This is a genomic window from Paraburkholderia lacunae, from assembly GCF_003353175.1.
GTDB lineage: Bacteria > Pseudomonadota > Gammaproteobacteria > Burkholderiales > Burkholderiaceae > Paraburkholderia > Paraburkholderia lacunae.
In genome coordinates, this window is sequence record NZ_QHKS01000021.1 from 56363 (window position 1) to 74621 (window position 18259).

Below are 18259 nucleotides of genomic sequence, written 5' to 3' on the forward strand. Positions count from 1 at the left end.
GCGAGTGTCAAACTCACTGCGGCACTGCGGCACTGCAGCACGCCGCCGCGCGCCTGGCCGAATTTGCATCCACCTCGTCGCCCATGCCCGGTATCCGATGACTCCACGCCGGACGTACACTGTGCTTTCGGCAGGAAGGCCTCGAGCACGGAGTACGTTGCACCAGCCACAGCCAGACAACCGGCGCTGCGTCGATTCGTATGATCTTTCGGCGCAAGGCGGCCCGGTTCCGGCATACGGTTCGACAGGCTGCGCGGCCACGAGCCGCGGCGGATAGACGTGTTCGAACGCACCGGATTGGGCGGCGGCGATGGATATCGATCAGTGGCTGCAGGCATTGGGGCTTGAGCAATACGCACGCGCATTTGCCGAGAACGACATCGATTTCGCGATGCTGTCCCAGCTCGACGACGCGGACCTGAAAGCGCTCGGCGTCCTCTCGCTCGGCCACCGCAAGCGCCTGCTGTCGGCGATTGCCGAGCAGCGCGACGCGGCCCCGTGCGCAGCGTCGCCCGTTGTCAATGCGCCGGCAAGCGAGCGCCGGCAAGTGACCATTCTCTTCGCCGATCTGTGTGGTTTTACCGCGCTGTCGCAAACGCTCGATCCCGAAGAGTTGCGCGAGCTAACCGGTCGTTACACAGCGCTCGTCGATGGGATCGTCCTCGGTTACGGCGGCACGATCGACAAGCACATCGGCGATGCCGTCATGGCGATCTTCGGTGCACCGCGCGCGCACGACACCGATCCGCTGCGCGCGGCGCGCGCCGCGTTGGAGATTCATCAGGCTCTAAGCGGACTGGGCAAGCAAGTGGCGCCTGCGCTGAGGGCGCATGTGGGCATCGCCAGCGGCGAGGTGGTCGCGGGTCCGCTCGAGCGCGCGAACGTGCAGGACTATACGGTCCTCGGCGACTCCGTGAACCTCGCCGCCCGGCTGGTTGCCGCCGCCGGCCCCGGGGAAACGCTGCTCTCCGATAGCGTGCATCACGCGCTCGGCAACTGCGCGATAAGCGACGTCGTCGGTGCGATGCGCTTCAAGGGAATCGACTCGCCGGTGCGCGTGTGGCGTCTGCGCAGTCTCGCCTTCGAACCCGTCACGCCAAGCCGCAGTGTGTTTGTCGGCCGCAAGGCCGAGCTCGAGCAGTTCAAGGGTCTCGCCCGCGCGTGCCTCGAACAGCGGGCCGGCCACGTCGTCTATGTCCGCGGCGAGGCGGGCATCGGCAAGACGCGGCTCGTCGACGAGATGCGCCGCTTCGTCGAAACGCTGGGCTTTGTCAGTCACCGGGGCCTCGTCCTGGATTTTGGCGTGGGCAAAGGCCAGGACCCCATCCGCACCATTGTCGGCAGCCTGCTGGACCTGCGGCCCGCGGCCGGGTCCGACGAACAGCGCGCCGCCGCCGGACGGGTTGCCGCATCCGGGGCCGTCGGCCCCGATCAGTTGATGTTTCTCCACGACATCCTCGACCTCGCGCAAACCGGCGAATGGCGCACGCTGTACGACGCGATGGACAATGCCGCACGCACGCGCGGCAAACGCGCGGTCACAGCGGCGATCACGGCAGATGTCTGCCGGCACAGGCCGACCATGATCGTCGTGGAGGACCTTCATTGGGCCGACCCGCAGGTGCTCGGTTACCTCGCCGCCCTCGCCGTTGCGATCGCGAACGTTCCGGGTCTGCTCGTGATGACCTCGCGCGTGGACGGCGATCCGCTCGACGCGGCATGGCGGGCAAGCTGCCGCGGCACGCCCTTCACCACGATAGACCTCGGTCCGCTGCGCAGCGACGAGGCGCTGAACCTCGCCGGCAGCTTTATCGATGCGACCGAGCGTGTCGCGCGTGCCTGCATCGAGCGAGCCGGCGGCAATCCGCTGTTCCTCGAGCAACTGCTGCATAACGCCGAGGAAGGCAGCGAGGAAGCGGTCCCCGCGACGATCCAGAGCCTCGTGCTGGCGCGCATGGACCGGCTGAGTCCGCGCGACCGCGAGGCGTTCCAGGCTGCCTCGGTCATCGGACAGCGCTTTGGCCTCGACTTGCTCCGGCGCTTGATCGAGGCACCGGAGTATGTCTGTGACGGGCTCGTCGCCAACGCGCTCGTCCTGCCGGAAGGCAACGATTTCCTGTTTGCCCACGCGCTAATCCAGGAGAGCGCCTACTCGACGCTGCTGCGAGCGCGCCGGCGCGACTTGCACCGCCTCGCGGCCGACTGGTTTGCGGCAAGCGACCCCGTGCTGCGCGCCCAGCATCTCGATCGCGCCGAGGACAAGCGGGCACCGCAGGCCTATCTCGACGCCGCGATCGCACAACGCGGCGCCTACTTCACCGAGGCGGCATTGCGGCTCGTCGAGCGAGGTCTGCACATCGCACAAACGGACGTGGATCGCCACGCGCTGATCTGTTTCAGGGGCGAACTCCAACGGGATCTCGGCGACATCGCCGCGTCGATCGAGACGTACCGTGCGGCCGTGGCCGCCGCTCCCGACGAAGCGAGCCTTTGCGAGTCCCAACTGGGGCTCGCCGAAGGTCTGCGGGTGAGCGAAGGCCTCGCCGAAGCCCTCTCGCTGCTCGACGCGGCCCAGCACGTGGCGCAACGTCTGGACAAGGTGCCTGAACTCGCGCGTCTGCATCACCTGCGCGGCAACATCCTCTTTCCGCTTGGCAGAATCGAAGATTGCCGCACCGAGCATGAGCGCGGGCTTGCCTATGCACAGCGCCTCGGCTTGCCGGAAGCCGAGGCGCGCGCGCTCGGCGGCCTCGCGGATGCGGCCTACGCGCAAGGACGCATGCGCACCGCTTTCGAGCACTTTAGCCGGTGCGTTGCATTAAGTCGCGAACACGGCTTCGGCCGCATCGAGGTCGCCCATCGTTCGATGGCCGGTTTCAGCCGGATCTACCTCAACCAGGCACGCGCGGCGCGCGAGGACGTCAGCGCCGCCGCACGCGCCGCCGCGCTGGTCGGTCAGGCCCGTGCTCAGATGCTGTGCGAGACGTTAGGCGTCTTTGCCTGCTATGAAATGGGCGACATGGAGGCGACCCTCTTCCATCTCGAACGCGAGATGCAGATCATCCGTCAACTGGGAGCGCGCCGCTTCGAGGCACAGAATATGGAAATGCGGGGGCGAGTGCTGCTCGATAGCGGTCGTCGGCGAGAAGCCGCCGAATTATTGCGTGAAGCGCTAGCGATTTGCCGCGAGGTGGGCACGCAGTTCAGCGCACCCAAGGCCGTGGGCGCACTGAGCCGCGCTGTCGAGGACGACGGCGAACGCGTGCGTCTGCTCGCCGAAGGTGCCGACCTGTTGCAGCGAGGCGCGGTCGGCCACAATCATCTGTGGTTCTACCGCGATGCCATGGAAGCGCTGCTGTGCGCCGGCGACGCAGCCGGCGCACTACGCTATGTCACCGCGCTCGAAGACTTTACGCGCGCTGAGCCGCTGCCATGGGCGGAGCTGTTCGTGGCGCGCGGGCGCGCCCTCGCTCGCGCGCAGCAAGACCCTTCCGGGGAAGAAGCTCAGCGCGAACTCGAGCGTGCGCGCGCAGCCCTCGTGGAAGCCGGCTTCAACAGCTATCTGCCTGCCGTGGACGCGGCGCTCGTCGCGTAGCGAAGGCATTGCCAGAAGCTTTCCATCGATTCAGCCCGTTCAACTGTTGAACTGTCAATGAGCGGAGCTGATCGACCGCCCCTGTCCCAATCTGCCTGGTTTGTCGCAATCGGCGCAGGAACCGAGGCCCGATCCGCGGCTTCTAGACCATGGGACTTACAGGCAATTACAGTTGATTACAAATATTCGCGGTTACCAGCGCGCGCCGTTCGTACAATCGGCGCATTCAGGTGGATTTTGGGAGGGCGAAAATGAAAACAGTGCAATGGATTGCCGCGAGCCTCGTGGCACTTGCGTCCGTATCAGCCTTTGCAGCAGCGGGTGGCAATGGAGGTGGAAATGGTGGAGGTGGCGGAGCTGGAGGCAGCGGTGGGGCCGGACACGGTGGTTTGGGCGGCAACGCAGGCGGCATGTCAGCCGGCCACATGAGCAGCAAGGGCGTCAGCAATACCAACGGCCTTCATTCAGGCGACCATGACGTCGGCCTTGCCCGCGCGGCGGATCGATCGGACACGCAGGCGGACCGTGCCGACTCGCAAACGAGCCGTCACAGTCTTCACGCGTCTCACACCAATCACGCGCATTCACACGCGCATGCGCTGGTGAGCGCGAAGCCTCACCACAGCCAGCACATTGCCATCAGTCATTCGACTTGATGAAATCCAGAGGGCGCCCGTAAGCGCCCTCTGTGTTCCATCTTTCCTCTCGTCTGCAATTCCCCTTTTTCGCCTGTCCCGGCGATCAGCGTGACAGCCCGCGGCACGAACAGCCGACGGTGCGAAGTCGCGCTCGTTACGTTGGGCAGGCGGTATGCAAGCGATAGGCGTTGCGTGGATAGGCGTCACGAACGGAATGTGAAATACCCCTGGATGGCATTGTGTCCGCTCAGATCGAGATCGATGCCGAGCTTCTGCTCCCGCATCCGGAACGAGGTGGCTTTGCCTACGAATGCAGGTGATCCAGGGATCGTCGAAAAGATGCTTTCGACCAGTCTGGTCGGCTCGCCTGTCGGTCCCAGATAGGGTTCGAGTTCGGCGTAGGTGGTGTTGCCGACCCTGAGGGTGCCTTTCCCCTCGCACACATCGAAATCGATCGCGGCACGCTCGATCGCCACTTATGCGCCCGCTTGCCACGCCGGGTTTCCCCGCGCACCCGAGCCAGCCCGATTCCTCCGAGGATTGCTGCCGACGATTGCTACCGACGATTGCCACCGTGGATTGCTGCCGAGGCCGTCCAGCATGCAGTAGAAGCACCCGGTCAGGCTTCACGGCCAATACGCCGGCGCCGGCATCAGCCATCCAGAGTAGACTCGACTAGTCGTTTCAAACAGGAGACGAACATGAGTGAACTACGGTATCCAAACGAAAGCAGAGCGTATCGTGATGCGCGTGACTCATTGCTCAAAGAAGAACAAGAGCTTGTCGACAAAATAAAATCAGTGGCGGAAAGACGCCGTCATCTCCCTCCTGGCGGGCAGTTGAAAGAGGACTACGTCTTCCAATGGGCCAACGACGGGAAAGTAGGCAAAAGCGTGAAATTCTCCGAGCTACTCGGGGACAAGAACACCCTGCTGCTTTACTCATTCATGTACGGTCCGAATTGGGACCACCCCTGCCCATCCTGTACGTCGCTGGTCGATGGGTTTGATCGCACCTGGTATCAGGTTGCACAAGACGCCGCGTTTGTCGCCATTGCCAAAGCCCCGGCTGAACGAATCAATGCGTGGGCCAAACAACGCGGATGGTCGCAGATTGCGCTCGTTTCAGGATCGGACTCCGCCTATCAGGTCGACTACAAATGCCAGGGAGACTCTGATGATATGCAATGGCCCGTGATGCATGTATTCAGCAAGCGGGACGGCAAGATTTTTCATTTCTGGGGAACCGAGTTGTCGTCGAATCATGTCGACACGGTGTGGCCGTATTGGAACCTGATGGACTTTACGCCAGAGGGTCGGCCAGACATCCCCACCCCGCCACAAACTTTCAGGTCCGAATTCCTGGAAAAGAACTATCTGAACAAGAAGTAGTTTGGCGTCCAACCGAGCGGACTTTATAGCAAGGCGATCTGCCAAGCTCGTCATCAGGTCGTCGTCACAAAGGCGGACTCAAAAGTCCGCACGGTGCGCCAAGACGCGCCATCCGGCCCGTGCGGCCGCAGTCGGTCACGTCAGTCAGGCATTGCAGGATCCAGCGTGACTGACGTGACGCAGGCAATAGGCTGCTGATAAGTCAGGTCGTCTCGCGTTCGACGATATGAAAACCCACATCGGTCACCTTGATCCTGTCGTTGCCCGCCAGCCGGTCCAGCAGGCAACGCGCGGCCGTGAGTCCGATGCGCGTGCCGTCCACCCGCACCGTGGTCAATTGCGGCGTGGTTTCAGTGGCGAATTCGAGGTCACCGAAGCCGCAGATCGACAACCGCGACGGCACCTCCAGCCCAAGACGCCTGGCCGCGCCGAGCACGCCGATCGCCAGCAGATCCGAGCCGCAGAACACGGCGTCCAGATGCGGCGCCTGTTCGAGCAGTGTCGGCAACGCGGCCTTGCCGACGGCCACCGAACTCGGCGGCGACACCAGCACTTCGGCGATCTCGTGGATGTCCGCCTGAGCCAGCCGCTCGCGAAAGCCGGCGCGGCGCGCGAGTGCGCGCTCGTCGTTAGCGGAGACCAGGCCGGGCGCGCGCACATTGCGTTGCAAAAAATGCTCCGCCACCGCCACGCCGATCTGATAGTGCGAAAAGCCGACCAGCATGTCGATCGGAGTCTCGGTCATGTCCCACGTTTCGACGATCGGCAAGCCCACGTTGTGCAATCGCTCGCGCAAGGATTCGGTATGCGCGACACCAGTCAGCAACACGCCCTCGGGGCGCCGGCTCAGTACGGCGTCGAGCAGCGCCTCCTCGCTCGAGTCGCTGTAGCCGCTCAGGGCCAGCAGCACCTGATAGCCGGCACGCGTCATCGTCTCGCTGAACACCTGGATCGTTTCCGAAAAAAGCGAGTGAGCGATGGTCGGCACGATGGCCGCGATCAGCCGCGAGCGCGATGACGACAAGCCGCCGGCCAGGCGATTGGGCACATAACCGAGCTGCTGCACCACCTGCCTCACCCGCTTGAGCGTTTCGGGCGCGACCGTCTCCGGGCTGTTGAAGACACGCGACACCGTGATCGGGGCGACGCCGGCCAACGCGGCGACGTCGGTGATGCGCAGGCCCTTGGGGCCGCCGCGCTGGCGTTTGGCGGGCGCGACCGTCGGCTCCAGCAGGTCAGGAGTGGCAGCGGCGCTCGGCTTGTGATTCGGCATGATTCGGTAGCGGGGGATGGCGGGTCGCGCCTATTGTAGACGTCGCGCGGCTCCTCGATTCGGCGGGACCTATTCGGTCACCGGCACATGTCCTTGCGCGATGCGAGCGCCTCGACTGCGACGCAGGATGAGCAACGTCACGACAGCGAACACCAGCAGACAGGTCGCGGGAATCAGCATCGGGGCTTTCACGCTGCCCGAGGTTTGACGAACCCATGGCACCAGATTCTGCGCAATGAAGCCGCCGATATTGCCGAGCGAATTGATCGCCGCAATGCCCGCAGCCGCGCGTGCGCCGAACAGGAACCTGGACGGCAGCGTCCAGAAGCACGGAATCAGCAGATACATGCAGGGTGCGCCGAAACAGAGCGCGATAAAGCGCAGCGTGTTGGTGGGCAACAAAACCGCGCTCAGAAAACACACGACACCGAGCAACGCGGCCACCAGCATCGCGACGATCGCACGATTGCCGCTGCCGCGCAGCTTCGACGGCAGCCACGCCAGCATCACGGTCGCCATCAGCCACGGAACGATGTTGAGCAGGCCGTTGGTCGTGTTGCTCACGCCGAAGCCCTTGACGAGGGTCGGCAGCCAGTAGCTCACGCCGTAGACGGAAATCGACAGCATCATGTAGTACATCGCCATGCCGATCACGCGCGGCTCCGTCAGCACGCTCAACAGCGACGCATGCGTAGCGGCGTTCGATTTCATCTGCGCGCGTTCCGCGTCGAGCGTATCGGTGAGCCACTGTTTTTCGTCGGCGGAAAGAAACCCGGCCTGCTTCGGCGAAGCGGGCAGCAGGAACAGCACGACGAATGTCAGCAGGATGGACGGCAAGCCGGTCACGATGAACACCAGTTGCCAGCCCTGCAAACCCGCGAGCCCGCCCTTGTCGAGCAGCCAGCCGCAGATCGGCGCGCCGACCATGTTGCCCAGACTGCTGCCGAGCGTGAAGTAGCCGAGCATACGTACCCGGTGCCGGGAAGGAAACCACAGCGTGAGGTAATAGATCACGCCGGGATACAAGCCGGCTTCAGACACGCCGAGCAGAAAACGCAGCACATAGAACATGGCCGCGCTCTGCGTGAAGGCGAGCAGCACCGTCACCACGCCCCACGTGAACATGATGCGCGCGATCCAGCGCGGCGCGCCGTATTTGTGCAGCAACACGTTGCTCGGCACCTCGAAAATCAGATAGCCGATAAAGAACAGCGACGCGCCGAGCCCGTAGGCCACCTCGGACAGACCGAGGCTGCCGAGCATCTGCAGCTTGGCGAAGCTGATGTTGGAACGGTCGATGTAGGCGACCAGATAGAGCAGCCCGAGCAGCGGCATCAGGCGAAGCGCCAGGCGGTTGATCAAACGCGATTCGTCGATCGCCGGTTGCGTCATGGTCACGGTGTCTCCTGCGCTTGCGCGCCGCGCGCGCAAGCTTTTGCTATTCGAGGGATCGGAACAGCTTCGGCGCGTTATGGTTGTTGTACGGGTTGTTGTGCGCGCCATTGCGCGTAGGCGGCCAGCGTTTCCTCGTTCGGTGGATAGGTGCCGCGCAACGGCCTGCCCTCCTCGATGCGCTGCGTGATGAACACTTCGAGCTGTTCCTGCGCGGTGGCGTCGCGCGCAACCTCGGCGGCCATTTCGCGCGGCACGATGACCACGCCGTCCACGTCGGCCACCACGATGTCGCCGGGATAGACCGGCACGCCGCCGCACGCGATCGGCACGTTCATATCCACCGCGTGGTGTTTCGCCAGATTCAACGGCGCGCTCGCGCCGGCACACCACAGCGGCAAGCCCAATTCGGCGATGGTGCCGCTGTCGCGCACGGGCCCGTCCGACACCATGCCCGCCACGCCTCGCTTCGCAAGACGCAGTGCGAGAATCGAGCCGACCGACGCAACGGCGCGCTCGCCGCGGCAGTCCTGCACCAGCACGCTGCTCGGCGGCGCCGTCTCGACCGCTTTACGCTGCGGATGGTCCGGATCCTGGAAGACGCCGACGTGATCGAGGTCTTCCCGTGCGGGAATGTTGCGTAGCGTGAACGCCGGGCCGACCACGTTCGGCGTACCCGGCGCCGGCTTGACGAGCGGCGCGACGCCTTGCAGGAAAACATTGCGCAGGCCGCGCTTGAAGAGTTGGGTCGTCAACGTGGCCGTGCTGACGTGCCTGAGTTGTTCGAGCGTCGCTTCGCTGACGGGGATATCGGAGGCGGTCATGACAGGCTCTGCATGAGTTAGTGGATTTCGGGCTCGCTGCGCTGCTCGGCCGACGCGGCATGAGCTAGTGGATTTCAGGCTCGCTGCGCCGCGTGGCCGACGCGGCATGCGTTAGTGGATTTCAGGCTCGCTGCGCTGTGTGGCCGACGCGTCGTGGTCAGGCTGCCCGCTCTGACCGGCCGACGTGGCATGCAGCTGCGTGGCCGCTGTTATGGGCTCTTCAAGAAAGTCGAAGTCGCAGCCCTTGTTGGCCTGCGTCACGTGCAACTGATGCATGACGCCGAAGCCGCGCTCGAAGGGACGTTTCGGTGGCTGCCACGCGGCCTTGCGTGCAGCAAGCTCCGCATCGCTGACCTCGAGATGCAGGCGGCGCGCGTGCACGTCCATCTCGATCATGTCGCCGTCCTTAACGAGCGCGAGCGGCCCGCCGACGAACGATTCGGGTGCCACATGCAGCACGCACGCGCCGTAGCTCGTGCCGCTCATGCGCGCATCGGAAATGCGCAGCATGTCGCGCACGCCCTGCTTCAGCAGCTTTTGCGGGATCGGCAACTGGCCCCACTCGGGCATGCCCGGCGCGCCGACCGGACCCGCGTGCTGCAGCACGATCACGGAATCGGCGGTGACCTCCAGCTCTTCCGAATCGATGCGCGCGGCCATATCGGCGTAGTCCTTGAACACGACGGCAGGACCGCGGTGCTTCAGCAGATGCGCCTCCATCGCCGGCGGCTTGATCACGGCGCCGTCCGGCGCGAGATTGCCGGTCAGCACCGCGAGGCCGTCGCTCGCGACGAGCGGATTGCTGCGCCTGCGGATCACGTCGTCGTTGAAAATCTCCGCGCCTGCGATGTTTTCGCCGAGCGTCGCGCCGTTGACCGTCATCTGCGATCCGTCGATCAGCTCACCCAGTTCGACGAGCAGCGCGCGCAGACCGCCTGCATAGAAAAAGTCTTCCATCAGGTACTGGCCGGCCGGACGCAGATTGCCGATGACCGGAGTGATGCGCGCGAGTTCGTCGAAGCGGGCCGTGGTCAGATCGATCCCGGCGCGGCGCGCCACGGCCACCAGATGAACGATCGCGTTGGTCGAGCCCGACATCGCCAGCACGGTCGTGACGGCGTTGTCGAAGGAACTGGCGCTCAGGATGTCCGAAGGTTTCAGATCGGTCCATACCATCTCCACGATGCGCTGGCCGGTGAGCGATGCAAATTGCGCGTGCCGCGAGTCGACCGCGGGGATCGACGAAAACCCGGGCAAGGTCAGCCCGAGCGCTTCGGCGGCGCTCGTCATCGTGGACGCCGTGCCCATCGTCATGCAGTGACCGGGCGAGCGCGCGATGCCGCTCTCGATGCCCTTCCACTCGTCTTCCGTGATCTTGCCGGCCCGCAATTCGGCCCAGTATTTCCAGGTGTCCGAACCGCTGCCCAGCGTGCGGCCGTTCCAGTTGCCGCGCAGCATCGGGCCGGCCGGCAGATAGATCGTCGGCAGATTCATGCTGATCGCGCCCATCAGCAAGCCGGGCGTGGTCTTGTCGCAGCCGCCCATCAGTACGCAACCGTCGAACTGATAGGACTTCAGCAACTCCTCCGTCTCCATCGCGAGGAAGTTGCGATAGAGCATCGTGGTCGGTTTCTGGAACGGTTCGGCGAGCGTCATCACCGGCATTTCGACCGGAAAGCCACCGGCCTGCCAGATGCCCCGCTTCACTTCTTCCACGCGCTGCTTGAAATGCGTATGGCAGGAGTTGATCTCGCTCCACGTGTTGACGACGGCGATCACCGGCTTGCCCATGTAATCCGACGCGTGGTACCCCATTTGCGCCGTGCGGGAACGGTGGCCGAACGAGCGAAGGTCGTTCACGCCGTACCAGCGGTAGCTGCGAAGCTGCTCAGGTGTTTTGCGGTTCGACGACACTGATTCTCTCCATGGTAGCGATACCATCGTGCCGTGCAGGTCGAGCCCGCAACGGTCTGTTCAACGCGGCCAATGGTAGCGATACCATTGGCCGCGCGTCGCTGAGGGATTTCACCAGGATGGAGGCAAAATCTTCACAGCGCGAACAGCCGCCCCAGATGAGGCTCGCCATCCTCCACACCCGCAAGGCGCAACGCGTGCCAAGCCATCGCGAAGTTGCTCGATATCACGGGTTTGCCGATCCTTGCCTCGATTTCCGGAATGAGCCCGGCGATGCGCAAGCTCGTGCAGGACACGAAAACGGCGTCCACGTCGGCGTGCTGTGCCAGGTGCTCGACGGCGGCTCGCAGGGACGCAGCGTCAATCCGCGCAACTTCGTTGTCGTTCGCATGCTCGAACGACGCGATACGCGTGACGCCGACAGCCCGCGCCTCGATGTAGTCGCGCATGGTGTTATTGATGGCACGCACATAGGGTGTCAGCAGTGCGGCTCGCTGCACGCCGAGCGCGCGCAACGCAGCGAGCGCAGCGGTGATGGGCGTGGTGCATACGACGCCGGGACGTGCCTCGCGAATGCGCGCGAACACGTTTTCCTCGCCGATCACCATCGATGCCGACGTGCAGCCGAACGCCACGACATCGATCCGCTCGCCAGGGCGAATCAGCGCCACCGCCGGGGCAATGCGGGACTCCATTTCCATCAGTCGTTCGGGCGTGATGTCCGCCGAGTTGTATACCCGGCTTTCGTAGAACGCCACGCCATCCTGCGTCAGCAGCTTGCGCCATTCGTGTTCGATCGTATGATCGGTGGCGAGCACCACGAGGCCAATGGCGGCCCGCCGGCAGATGCCGTCGTCCAGCGCGAAATCGACTCTTGCGTAGGCATCGCCCTGCAGTGCATCCGTGCTCATTTCAGTGACATCCCTGTCATGTCGATCTCGGGTTGGCGACCGGTCATGATGTCGGCCAGCAGCTTCGCGGTGCCGCACGACATCGTCCACCCCATGTGTCCGTGACCGGTGTTCAGATACAGGTTCCTGTGACGCGTGCGGCCGATCAACGGCGTACCCTCCGGCGTCATTGGGCGCAGACCGGCCCAGTAGGACGGCCTGTCATAGTCGGCGCCGCCGGGGAACAGCTCGCGTGCGGCCTGCAGCATGGTGGTGAAGTCGGCGGGGGTGTGGCGGGTGTCATAGCCGGCAAATTCCGCGGTGGCGGTAAAGCGCAGCCGCCGGCCAAAACGCGCCCACGCCACGAGGTTGTTCTCATCGACGCCGCCAAGATCCGGCGGACGGTGATCCGGCCCGACCGGGAACGTGGCCGAGTAGCCCTTTACCGGATACACCGGCAGCCGATAACCCAGGCCACGCGCGACAATCGGCGACCAGGAACCGAGCGCCAGGACGAACTCGTCACCTCGCACGAGTCCCGCCGGCGTATGCACGCCGACTATCTGGTCGCCTGACGCCTCGATCGCGCTGATCGGCGTGTCGAATTCGAAACGCACGCCAAGGCGTTCGCACGCCGTCTTCAAGGCGCGGGTGAAAAGGTGCGCATCGCCGCTTTCGTCGGTCGGGCAATAGATCGCTCCGGCAATCCTGTTACGCATAGCGTCAAGCGCGGGTTCCCGTGAGGCGACCTGTGCCGCATCGAGCGTTTCGAGCGGCAGGCCGTTGTCCTTGAGGATCGACATGTTCTGCGCGCCTCGCGCAAAAGACGCTTCGTCGCGATAGAGATACAACAGGCCGCGGCTGATGCGCTCGTATTGCAGGTTCTCGGCGGCGGTCAGCTGCTGCAGCTGCGTCTGCGCGTAGCGGCAGAGCGTGACCTTGCGCGTCGTGTTCACCCGGGAGCGCTCCGCCGTGCAGTTTCGCAGGAACTGGAGGCACCAGATCCACATGTTCGGGTCCGCGTTGAGCTTGAGTCGCAGCGCCTGCCCTTCGACGAAGAGCGATTTCAGCAGGATTTTCGGCGCACGCGGAGAGGCCCAGGTATACGAATGTCCCGGCGCAACCAACCCGGCGTTGGCAAAACTGGTCTCGAGCGCGACGCCCGGCTGGCGGTCGATCACCGTTACCTCGCGGCCCTCTTTCGCGAGGTACCAGGCGGCCGTGACCCCTGCGATTCCGCCCCCCAGTACTACACTTTTCATGCGCGACTCCCGTGTCGACCGGAGTTGGCGTGTCGACCAGAGTTAGCGCTTTAGCGCTTACTCTGATCCCATAGCGCCTACTCCGGTCCCATGCTGAGGTTGCCTGGAGTTAGTGCTTCAGCACTTACTCCAGGCCCGCAGCTCCCACGCAAAGCTGCCCGTCCTTCAAATATAGCGTCGCCGGCACGTTGGACGGTGGTTTCTACGCGGATACCCTATCCCGTCCAATCTGCGGCTAGACCTATCATGAAAGGAGCACTTTCGTAACGGCGCTGCGAAGAGCCTGCGGACAAGCCGTTGATCCAGCACGCACGTTTTCGTCCGTTTTCTGATGTCACCGGTTTATCCGTGTGGCGGATCGCTTCGATCCCTTTCACAATAAGGAGTCACTAACATGATTGCTCGGAAGAATGGCACGCCCGACGCAGTTCGCGTTTCGCGGCGCACAGCAATCGCGGCCATGGCCGCTCTGGCCGTGCTCGCGGGCACGATGCCCGGTTTGGCGCGAAGCCAGGGCGCCACGATCAAGATCGGCGTGCCGGTGCCGCTATCGGGCAGCAGCGCCAATGCGGGCCAGGACATCGTCAACGGCGCCAAGCTTGCCGCCGCAAAAGTCAACGCGGCTGGCGGCGTGCTCGGCAAGCAGATCGAGCTAGTGCCGGAAGACGACGCCTGCGACGCGCAGACAGCGGTACAGGCGGCGCAGAAACTCGTCGATGCGGGCGTTGCTGCGGTGGCCGGCGGCTACTGCTCCAGCGCGGCGCTGCCGGAATTGACGACATTTCACCGCGTCGGCATTCCCTACGTGCTGGACGCATCGACCAATCCCAAGCTGACCGAGATGGGCTACGAGAACGTGTTCCGCACGATCGGCCGTGACGACGAGCAGGGTCCGTTTGCGGCCAGCTTCATCAAGAACTTCCTGCACGCGAAACGTGCGGCGGTCATCAACGACAACACGACCTATTCCAAGGGCCTCGCCGACAACACGGTGGAAGCCTTGAAGAAGAGCGGCGTCGAGGTCGTCTATGACGATGCGATCACGCCCGGCCAGATGGACTACTCGCCTACGCTGACCCATGTCGCCTCACTGAAACCGGACGTCATTTACTACACCGGCTATTTCGCCGAAGCCGGCCTGATGGTGAAGGAAGCGCGGCAACTGGGCCTGAAGATGACGCTGATGGGCGGCGACGCCACCAACGACCCCACACTGATGAAAACAGCCGGCCCCGCGGCCGACGACATGGTCATCACTACAGCGCCGCTGGCGCAGTTCCTGAGCGCCGCGCACGGCTATGTCGACGACTATACGAAGGCCTACGGACAAGCGCCCGGCCCCTATTCCGTCTACGAATACGATGCCGTCGGAGTCACCGCAAAAGCGATCGCGAACGCAAAATCGACGTCGCCCGCGGCGATCAGTGCTGCCCTGCACAAGATCTCGGGTTACCAGGGCGTGACCGGGACGATCGGCTTCAATCCGAAAGGCGACCGCAGCAACGCGGTGTATATCGTCATCATCGTGCGCGGCGGCAATTTCATGCCCTACCAGCGGCTCGATGCAGGCGGACACTGGGTGGCGATGAAATAGGCCCTGTCGCGCGCCGCGCCCGGCCATGAGCACCTTCTTCCAGTTCGTCGTCGAGGGACTGACGACCGGCTCTTTCTATGCCCTCGTCGCCCTCGGCTACACGATGGTCTACGGGATTATCCGGCTGATCAACTTCGCTCACGGCGACCTGTTCATGGTCGGTGCGTTCGTCGGCTGGACCGGTTTGACGGTGCTTGCCGCGGCGCACCTGCCGCTCGCGCTGGCGCTGCTGATCGCTCTCGTCGCCTCGATGGCAGTCACCGGCGCACTCGGCCTCGCCATCGAGCGGCTTGCCTACCAGCCGCTGTTGCGCGCACCGCGCCTGTCGATTCTGATCACCGCGCTCGGCGTTTCTCTCGCGCTGGAGAACGGCGTGCTGCTGCTCTACGGCGCCGGCTTCAACACCTATCCGCATGTGCTCAGCCAGAGCGGATTCGATCTGCTCGGCGTGCGCGTCAGCTTCACACAGATAGGCATCATCGCGGCCAGCCTTGCGCTGATGCTGGCGCTGTATTTCTTCGTCCATCACACGTTCCTCGGCACGGCCATGCGCGCGCTGGCGATCGATCAGGACGCGGCACGTCTGATGGGCATCAATGTCGAGCGGCTGATCCAGTTGACCTTCCTGCTAGGTTCGGTGCTGGCCGCCGTGGCAGGTGTCATGGAGGGGCTCTACTACACGCAGATCAATTTCTTCATGGGCTTCGTACTGGGTCTGCGTGCTTTCACCGCCGCCGTTCTCGGCGGCATCGGCAACATTCCCGGTGCGATGGCCGGCGGCGTCCTGATCGGCCTGCTCGAGGCCTTCGGCGCGGGCTATGTCTCCTCGCAGTGGACCGATGTGCTGGTGTTCGGCGTGCTGATCGGCGTGCTCGTGATCAAGCCGACTGGCTTGTTCGGCGAACGCGTCGTCGAGAGAATGTAGACCATGAGCGCGACGTGGGCCTCAGCGCGTTGGCGCCGCCCTGCGGCCGGCGCCGCTCTTCTTGCCGCCGCCGTGGCGCTGCCGGCTGTCGCCAGCAGCTATATCGTCGATGTCGGCCTGACCATCGCCACCTATTCGATCCTCGGCCTCGGGCTGAATATCGTGGTCGGTTATGCAGGGCTGCTGGATCTGGGCTACGCAGCCTTCTTTGCCATCGGCGCCTACACCACGGCGCTGCTGGAAACACTGCTGCACTTCTCGTTCTGGGAAACGCTGCCGTTCAGCCTTGCGTTTGCCGGCGCGTCGGGCATCGTCATTGGCTACCCGACACTGCGGCTGCGCAGCGACTACCTGGCGATCGTCACGCTTGGGTTCGGCGAGATCACGCGCATCGTTGCCACCAACCTGCGGATCACGGGCGGCCCGAACGGCATCTACGGTATCGACAGCCCGCGTCTGTTCGGCTACGAGATCAGCTCGCCTCATGCGGTCTACGAACTGGGTATCGCGTTCCTCGTGCTGGTGCTCGTCTTCGCGATCAGGCTCGGCCAGTCGCGGCTCGGCCGCGCCTGGACCAGCATCCGCGAGGACGAGGCGGCTGCCGAGGCCGTCGGTGTGCCGACGCTGCGCGTCAAGCTGCTGGCCTATGTCATGGGCGCGTTGATCGGCGGTTTTGGCGGCAGCCTGTTCGCTGCGCGCTTCGGGACGATCGACCCGACCGGATTCACCTATCTGCAGTCCGTCACGATCCTGATCATCGTCGTGCTTGGCGGTCGAGGGAGCATTCCTGGCGTGATACTCGGCGCCGTCATCGTTGCCGGCCTGCCCGAGATGCTGCGTTTTCTCAACCTTTGGCGCATCTTCGGGTTCGCGATCGGGCTGGTGATCCTGATGCTGCTCCGGCCGCAAGGCCTGTGGCCGGCGCGGCTGCGCCGCGTGGCGCCGCCACGCGAGGGCGCCGTCGCCGCAAAGCCCGCGCCTCGGGAGATCGTCGCCGAGGAAATTCTGCTTGAAGTGCGCAACATGCAGCGCCGCTTTGGCGGGGTGCTGGCGGTCGGCGGCGTCAGCTTCACGGTGCGCAGCGGTGAGATTCTCAGCTTGATCGGCCCGAACGGCGCCGGCAAGACCACGGTGTTCAACTGTCTCACCGGCGTGATCCGTCCGACCGGCGGTCAGGTTCTCTGGCACGGCGCCTCGCTGGTTGGCGGAGCCCCTCATCGCATCGTCCACCGCGGCATCGCGCGCACCTTCCAGGGCATCCGCCTGTTTGCCAACATGACGGCCTTCGAGAACGTGCTGATCGGCATGGATCATCGGCTCCGAGCTCAGCTGAGTGCCGAACTGCTTGCGCTCCCCTCCTCTCGTGCCGAGGCGGAAGATCACGCGACAGAGGGTCTCGGCTGGCTCAGCTTCGTCGGCCTCGGCGCCCGGGCGGGCGAACGCGCGGCCGACCTGCCCTATGGCGATCAACGCCGGCTGGAGATCGCTCGTGCGCTCGCCAGCAACCCGCATCTCCTGTTGCTGGACGAGCCGGCGGCGGGCATGAATCCGACCGAGAAGCACGCGCTGATGGAATTGATCCGGCGTATTCGGGACCTTGGCGTAACGGTGCTGCTGATCGAGCACGACATGATGCTGGTGATGGGCGTGTCGGACCGGATCATCGTCATGGACCATGGCGTCATCATCGCCGAGGGTCCGCCAAACGAGATCCAGGCCGACCCGCGTGTGATCGACGCCTATCTCGGTACAGCCGGGATCGACGAAGCGGCCGACGATGCCGCCGGGGAGAAATCGCTGTGGGACTCCTAGAAATCCGCGATCTGCATGTGAGCTATGGGAACGTCGAGGTTCTGCACGGCATATCGCTGGACGTTGCAGAAGGTGAGATCGTGGCATTGCTCGGCAGCAACGGAGCGGGCAAGACCACCACGCTACGTGCCATTTCCGGCCTGATTCGCCCACGTGCCGGACAGATCGTGATGGCCGGCCAGCCGCTCGCCGGACTGCGGGCTCACCAGATCGTGGCGCTGGGTCTCGGTCATGTGCCGGAAGGCCGTCGCATGTTCGGGGCGCTGACGGTCCAGGAAAATCTGCGGCTCGGCGGTTATCTGATCCGGACCGACGGCGCCTTGCTGGAACAGCGGATGAACGAGGTCTATCAGACTTTCCCGCGGCTCGGAGAGCGACGCAGCCAGTTGGCGGGCACGCTCAGCGGCGGCGAACAGCAGATGCTGGCAATCGCCCGCGCCCTGATGCTGCGGCCACGCGTCGTCGTGCTGGACGAACCGTCCATGGGACTGGCGCCGAAGCTGGTCCGGGTGATCTTCGGCATGATTGCCGACATCTGCAACGAAGGCACCTCGATCCTTCTCGTCGAGCAGAACGCACGCCAGGCGCTGCGCATCGCTCATCGGGCCTACGTGCTGGAAAGCGGCCGCATCGCGCTTGCCGGCCCTGCCAGGGAGCTGGCGCAGGATAGCCGGGTTCGCGCAGCGTATCTGGGCGGCAGTGCCGTAGCGACGGAGTGACGAAGTCAGCCGCAAAGTCAGCCGCGCGCA

At 64.3% G+C, this 18259-nt stretch carries 13 protein-coding genes and 1 pseudogene; 7 read left to right on the forward strand and 7 right to left on the reverse strand.

Annotated elements, in window-relative coordinates; translation table 11 throughout:
• Positions 1 to 310 precede the first annotated feature (310 nt).
• Together DLM46_RS27290 and DLM46_RS40535 are read left to right on the forward strand one after the other, a co-directional pair.
• Complete coding sequence (locus DLM46_RS27290) at positions 311 to 3595, forward strand: adenylate/guanylate cyclase domain-containing protein (protein ID WP_115105554.1); 3285 nt, start codon at positions 311 to 313, stop codon at positions 3593 to 3595.
• Positions 3596 to 3846: 251 nt separating this feature from the next.
• On the forward strand, positions 3847 to 4251 hold the full coding sequence (locus tag DLM46_RS40535; protein WP_115105555.1) for a hypothetical protein: 405 nt from the start codon (positions 3847 to 3849) through the stop codon (positions 4249 to 4251).
• A gap of 185 nt (positions 4252 to 4436) precedes the next feature.
• On the opposite strand, the pseudogene DLM46_RS27300 reads toward DLM46_RS40535, so the two are convergent.
• Positions 4437 to 4709, reverse strand: a pseudogene (locus DLM46_RS27300) (DUF1326 domain-containing protein); the annotation flags it as partial.
• Positions 4710 to 4934: 225 nt separating this feature from the next.
• Between DLM46_RS27300 and DLM46_RS27305 the strand changes: the two are divergent.
• The gene (locus DLM46_RS27305) at positions 4935 to 5624 is read left to right on the forward strand and encodes a DUF899 family protein (protein ID WP_115105556.1); all 690 of its coding nucleotides are present in this window, start codon (positions 4935 to 4937) and stop codon (positions 5622 to 5624) included.
• A gap of 202 nt (positions 5625 to 5826) precedes the next feature.
• Here the strand turns inward: DLM46_RS27305 and DLM46_RS27310 are convergent, their stop codons facing one another.
• The 6 genes from DLM46_RS27310 to DLM46_RS27335 all read right to left on the reverse strand — a co-directional run bounded on the left by DLM46_RS27310 (position 5827) and on the right by DLM46_RS27335 (position 13179).
• Entirely contained in the window at positions 5827 to 6897 is a 1071-nt protein-coding gene (locus DLM46_RS27310) for a LacI family DNA-binding transcriptional regulator (RefSeq protein ID WP_115105557.1), read from the reverse strand.
• A 69-nt stretch (positions 6898 to 6966) separates the two neighbouring features.
• The gene (locus DLM46_RS27315) at positions 6967 to 8295 is read right to left on the reverse strand and encodes an MFS transporter (RefSeq protein ID WP_208866339.1); all 1329 of its coding nucleotides are present in this window, start codon (positions 8293 to 8295) and stop codon (positions 6967 to 6969) included.
• A 71-nt stretch (positions 8296 to 8366) separates the two neighbouring features.
• On the reverse strand, positions 8367 to 9113 hold the full coding sequence (locus tag DLM46_RS27320; RefSeq protein WP_115105558.1) for a ribonuclease activity regulator RraA: 747 nt from the start codon (positions 9111 to 9113) through the stop codon (positions 8367 to 8369).
• 111 nt (positions 9114 to 9224) lie between these two features.
• Positions 9225 to 11054, reverse strand: a complete 1830-nt coding sequence (gene araD, locus DLM46_RS27325) for an L-arabinonate dehydratase (RefSeq protein WP_115105559.1) — start codon at positions 11052 to 11054, stop codon at positions 9225 to 9227.
• A 107-nt stretch (positions 11055 to 11161) separates the two neighbouring features.
• On the reverse strand, positions 11162 to 11938 hold the full coding sequence (locus DLM46_RS27330; RefSeq protein WP_115105560.1) for a maleate cis-trans isomerase family protein: 777 nt from the start codon (positions 11936 to 11938) through the stop codon (positions 11162 to 11164).
• Positions 11935 to 13179: a D-amino acid dehydrogenase gene (locus tag DLM46_RS27335; RefSeq protein ID WP_115105561.1), complete on the reverse strand. Its 1245-nt coding sequence runs from the start codon at positions 13177 to 13179 to the stop codon at positions 11935 to 11937. The genes DLM46_RS27330 and DLM46_RS27335 overlap by 4 nt, the downstream gene beginning before the upstream one ends.
• Before the next feature lie 394 nt (positions 13180 to 13573).
• Between DLM46_RS27335 and DLM46_RS27340 the strand changes: the two genes are divergently transcribed.
• Genes DLM46_RS27340 through DLM46_RS27355 form a run of 4 tightly spaced genes read left to right on the forward strand, consistent with a single transcriptional unit; the run spans position 13574 to position 18229 of the window.
• On the forward strand, positions 13574 to 14773 hold the full coding sequence (locus DLM46_RS27340; protein WP_115105562.1) for a branched-chain amino acid ABC transporter substrate-binding protein: 1200 nt from the start codon (positions 13574 to 13576) through the stop codon (positions 14771 to 14773).
• Positions 14774 to 14798: 25 nt separating this feature from the next.
• Positions 14799 to 15698, forward strand: coding sequence for a branched-chain amino acid ABC transporter permease (locus tag DLM46_RS27345; RefSeq protein WP_115105563.1), 900 nt, complete (start codon positions 14799 to 14801; stop codon positions 15696 to 15698).
• A gap of 3 nt (positions 15699 to 15701) precedes the next feature.
• Positions 15702 to 17510, forward strand: a complete 1809-nt coding sequence (locus DLM46_RS27350; protein ID WP_115105564.1) for a branched-chain amino acid ABC transporter ATP-binding protein/permease — start codon at positions 15702 to 15704, stop codon at positions 17508 to 17510.
• Positions 17498 to 18229, forward strand: coding sequence for an ABC transporter ATP-binding protein (locus tag DLM46_RS27355; protein ID WP_115105565.1), 732 nt, complete (start codon positions 17498 to 17500; stop codon positions 18227 to 18229). Before DLM46_RS27350 ends, DLM46_RS27355 begins: the two co-directional genes overlap by 13 nt.
• Positions 18230 to 18259: the final 30 nt, after the last annotated feature.

Excerpts from the sequence above, each read along its gene's own strand:
- DLM46_RS27290 (WP_115105554.1), top strand. The coding sequence starts at position 311 with ATGGATATCGATCAGTGGCTGCAGGCATTGGGGCTTGAGCAATACGCA.
- DLM46_RS40535 (WP_115105555.1), top strand. The coding sequence starts at position 3,847 with ATGAAAACAGTGCAATGGATTGCCGCGAGCCTCGTGGCACTTGCGTCC.
- DLM46_RS27305 (WP_115105556.1), top strand. The coding sequence starts at position 4,935 with ATGAGTGAACTACGGTATCCAAACGAAAGCAGAGCGTATCGTGATGCG.
- DLM46_RS27310 (WP_115105557.1), bottom strand. The coding sequence starts at position 6,897 with ATGCCGAATCACAAGCCGAGCGCCGCTGCCACTCCTGACCTGCTGGAG.
- DLM46_RS27320 (WP_115105558.1), bottom strand. The coding sequence starts at position 9,113 with ATGACCGCCTCCGATATCCCCGTCAGCGAAGCGACGCTCGAACAACTC.
- araD (WP_115105559.1), bottom strand. The coding sequence starts at position 11,054 with ATGGTATCGCTACCATGGAGAGAATCAGTGTCGTCGAACCGCAAAACA.
- DLM46_RS27330 (WP_115105560.1), bottom strand. The coding sequence starts at position 11,938 with ATGAGCACGGATGCACTGCAGGGCGATGCCTACGCAAGAGTCGATTTC.
- DLM46_RS27335 (WP_115105561.1), bottom strand. The coding sequence starts at position 13,179 with ATGAAAAGTGTAGTACTGGGGGGCGGAATCGCAGGGGTCACGGCCGCC.
- DLM46_RS27340 (WP_115105562.1), top strand. The coding sequence starts at position 13,574 with ATGATTGCTCGGAAGAATGGCACGCCCGACGCAGTTCGCGTTTCGCGG.
- DLM46_RS27345 (WP_115105563.1), top strand. The coding sequence starts at position 14,799 with ATGAGCACCTTCTTCCAGTTCGTCGTCGAGGGACTGACGACCGGCTCT.
- DLM46_RS27350 (WP_115105564.1), top strand. The coding sequence starts at position 15,702 with ATGAGCGCGACGTGGGCCTCAGCGCGTTGGCGCCGCCCTGCGGCCGGC.